At 68.2% G+C, this 2,048-nt stretch carries 1 protein-coding gene; it reads right to left on the reverse strand.

Features of this window, described 5'->3' with window-relative positions:
- Positions 1-2,048, reverse strand: a 2,048-nt coding sequence (gene bamA, locus MKK70_RS03460; protein ID WP_243945836.1) for an outer membrane protein assembly factor BamA, incomplete at both ends; no start/stop codon positions are given.

The following is a 2,048-nucleotide window of genomic DNA, read 5'->3' on the forward strand; positions in this document are numbered from 1 at the left end:
GCGCCCTTCAGGCCGAGATCGCGCGGCACGTAGGGGAGCGGGAACTGGATCTCGAGGGTGCCGCCGACGTAGGTCGAGCCGCCGATGGCGTTGGAGCGGGCGTCGGTGGTGCCGACGTCGCGCGGGCCGATGCCGTTGGGAGCGAAGCCGCGGACCAGCGACGGCCCGAGGAAGAACTGGTCGGTGATGCGCAGCGGGTTGCTGTCCAGCGCCTCGATGTGACCGCCCTGGAGGCGGACGAAGCCGACGACGTCCTCGTAGAGTTCCTTGTAGTACCGGGCGTCGCCGGTGACGCGGAAGAACTTCGAGTCGCCGCCGAGGCCCGCGACGTCGGGCTTCAGCTCGGCGTAGAGGCCGTTGCGGGGCGCGCCGATGACGTCCAGCGTCGAGTAGGCGAGCGTCAGGCCGGCGAGCGAGGTGAGCGTGTTGCCCTGGGAGCCCTTGATCGCGATCGAGGCCTCGCCGTTGTAGGCACAGGCCGGGTACTGGGCCAGCCCGCTGACGTCGCGGCCGTTGAGCTGCGCGCCGTTCGGGTAGACGCTGGTGATGCCCGGGATCGGGTTCGAGCAGTCGTTGTAGGGCTGCTTGATCGAGTTCGGGACCTTCAGCTCGGTGTTGTAGAGCGAGTAGCGCAGGGTCACGCCGAAGGCTTCGGTCACCGGCAGGCCGATACGGAGCTGGCCGCCGTAGACGGTGGTCTCGTAGCGCGAGTACCGGGTCAGGTCGCTGTACTTGTAGAACGCGTCGAAGCCGGCCGCGAGGCGGTAGCCGAGGAAGTACGGCTCGGTGAACGAGAAGTCGACGCCGCGCGAGTACTGGCCGCCGGTACCGGCGACGCGGACGTACTGGCCGCGACCGAGGAAGTTCGACTCGGAGACCGAGACCTCGCCGATGATGCCGTCCTGGGTGGAGTAGCCGCCCGCCACCGAGAACGAGCCCGTGGGCTGATCCTCGACGTCGATGTTGATCACGACGCGGTCGGGCGAGGAGCCGGGCTCGTTCGAGAAGCGGACCTTCTTGAAGAAGCCGAGGCCGTTCAGGCGGCGCTCGGCGCGGTCGGTCAGCACGCGGTTGTAGGCGTCGCCCTCGGCGATATCGAGCTCGCGGCGGATGACGTAGTCGCGGGTGCGGGTGTTGCCGCGGATGTTGATGCGCTCGACGTAGACGCGCGGGCCGTCCTCGACGACGAAGCCGAGGGAGACCTGATGGGTCGCGCGGTCGCGCTGGCCGGTCGGGCGGACCTGGGCGAAGGGATAGCCGGCCCGGGCGACGTCGTTGGTCAGGCCCGACAGGGTCTTCTCGACGTCCTCGGCGTTGTAGACGTCGCCGACCGTGGTGCGGATTTCGCCGTCGAGGTTCTTCGTGTCGAGGCCCGGCAGGCGGGAATCCACCGCCACGGCGCCGACCGTGTACTGCTCGCCCTCCTCGACCGTGACCGTGATCACCCAGCCGTTGGCGTCCGGGCCCTCGACGTAGCGGGCGTCGGCGTTGACGATGCGGAAGTCGGCGTAGCCCTTGCGCAGGTAGTAGCGGCGGACGAGGTCGAGATCGTTGGCGATGCGATCGGGATCGTAGACGTCGGAGGTCTTGATGAACGACAGGAAGTTCATCTCGGACGAGGAGACCAGCCCCTTCAGCGTCCGCTCGCTCACGGCGTTGTTGCCGACGAAGGTGATCGACACGATGCCGGTCTTATCGCCCTCGTCGATCTGGTAGATCACGTCGATCGAGCCGTTGGGCAGGTCGACGGTGCGGTAGGTGACCTTGGCGGTCCCGCGGCCGGCGCGGCGGTAGACTTCCTTGATCCGCGCCATGTCGGACTTGATCACGGCCTCGTTGAAGGCGCCGCGGGCCTTGGCCTCGACCTGCCCTTCGAGCGTGGCCTTCTCGATCTTCTTGTTGCCCTCGAACACGACCCGGTTGATCAGGTTGTTCTCGCGGACCGTCACGACGGTGCGGCCGCCGCTGGCGGCGACCTTCACGTCCGCGAACATGCCGCTGGCGAGCAGGTTGCGGCGGGCTTCCTCGGCGGAGCCCGATGCGGTGCC

The organism is Methylobacterium sp. E-041 (assembly GCF_022829665.1).
GTDB lineage: Bacteria > Pseudomonadota > Alphaproteobacteria > Rhizobiales > Beijerinckiaceae > Methylobacterium.